This is a genomic window from Psychromonas sp. MB-3u-54, assembly GCF_002836415.1.
In the GTDB taxonomy this organism is placed as follows: domain Bacteria; phylum Pseudomonadota; class Gammaproteobacteria; order Enterobacterales; family Psychromonadaceae; genus Psychromonas.
The window spans coordinates 1-1,515 of sequence record NZ_PJBP01000023.1 but is presented as its reverse complement, the minus strand read 5'-3'; the positions used below and the strand labels follow the sequence as shown (position 1 = coordinate 1,515).

The following is a 1,515-nucleotide window of genomic DNA, read 5'->3' as shown; positions in this document are numbered from 1 at the left end:
TGACACTTTTTAGGTGTTGTATGGTTAAGTGAATAAGCGTGCACGGTGGATGCCTAGGCAATTAGAGGCGATGAAGGACGTGGTAATCTGCGATAAGTCCAGGGGAGTTGATAACAAGCGTTATATCCTGGAATTTCCGAATGGGGCAACCCGGCACATAGTGTCATCGTTATGTGAATACATAGCATAACGAAGCGAACGAGGGGAACTGAAACATCTAAGTACCCTTAGGAAAAGAAATCAACCGAGATTCCGATAGTAGCGGCGAGCGAAATTGGAACAGCCCTTAAGCTGTTTAGAAGTTAGTGGAATGTTACTGGAAAGTACAGCGATACAGGGTGATAGCCCCGTACACAAAAACTTCTTTATAGTGAAAGCGAGTAGGTCGGGACACGAGAAATCCTGACTGAATATGGGGGGACCATCCTCCAAGGCTAAATACTCCTAATTGACCGATAGTGAACCAGTACCGTGAGGGAAAGGCGAAAAGAACCCCTGTGAGGGGAGTGAAATAGAACCTGAAACCGTGTACGTACAAGCAGTAGGAGCGGACATTGTGTTCCGTGACTGCGTACCTTTTGTATAATGGGTCAACGACTTAATTTTAGTAGCAAGGTTAACCAAATAGGGGAGCCGTAGGGAAACCGAGTCTTAACTGGGCGAATAGTTGCTAGGATTAGACCCGAAACTTGGTGATCTAGCCATGAGCAGGTTGAAGGTTGAGTAACATCAACTGGAGGACCGAACCCACTAATGTTGAAAAATTAGGGGATGACTTGTGGCTGGGGGTGAAAGGCCAATCAAACCAAGAGATAGCTGGTTCTCCTCGAAAGCTATTTAGGTAGCGCCTCGTGTATCACTGTTGGGGGTAGAGCACTGTTTGGGCTAGGGGGTCATCCCGACTTACCAACCCCATGCAAACTCCGAATACCAACAAGTGCAATCACGGGAGACACACGGCGGGTGCTAACGTCCGTCGTGGAAAGGGAAACAACCCAGACCGCCAGCTAAGGTCCCTAAGTATATGTTAAGTGGGAAACGATGTGGAAAGGCTCAGACAGCTAGGAAGTTGGCTTAGAAGCAGCCATCTTTTAAAGAAAGCGTAATAGCTCACTAGTCGAGTCGGTCTGCGCGGAAGATTTAACGGGGCTAAACATATCACCGAAGCTGCGGATGCTTATTTATAGGCATGGTAGAGGAGCGTTCTGTAAGCCGTCGAAGGGAAAGGTGTAAACCATCCTGGAGGTATCAGAAGTGCGAATGTTGACATGAGTAACGATAAGGGGGGTGAAAAACCCCCCCGCCGGAAGACCAAGGGTTCCTGTCCAACGTTAATCGGGGCAGGGTGAGTCGACCCCTAAGGCGAGGCCGAAAGGCGTAGTCGATGGGAAACGGGTTAATATTCCCGTACCCTTTATTATTGCGATGGGAGGACGGAGAAGGCTAGGTGGGCCTGGCGATGGTTGTCCAGGTTCAAGTGCGTAGGCGGGAGACTTAGGTAAATCCGGGTTTCTA

General features: G+C 48.9%; 1 rRNA gene. It reads left to right on the top strand.

Going from position 1 to position 1,515, the window contains the following annotated elements:
- Positions 1-22 precede the first annotated feature (22 nt).
- A 23S ribosomal RNA gene (locus CXF72_RS00375) occupies positions 23-1,515 on the top strand; the annotation flags it as partial.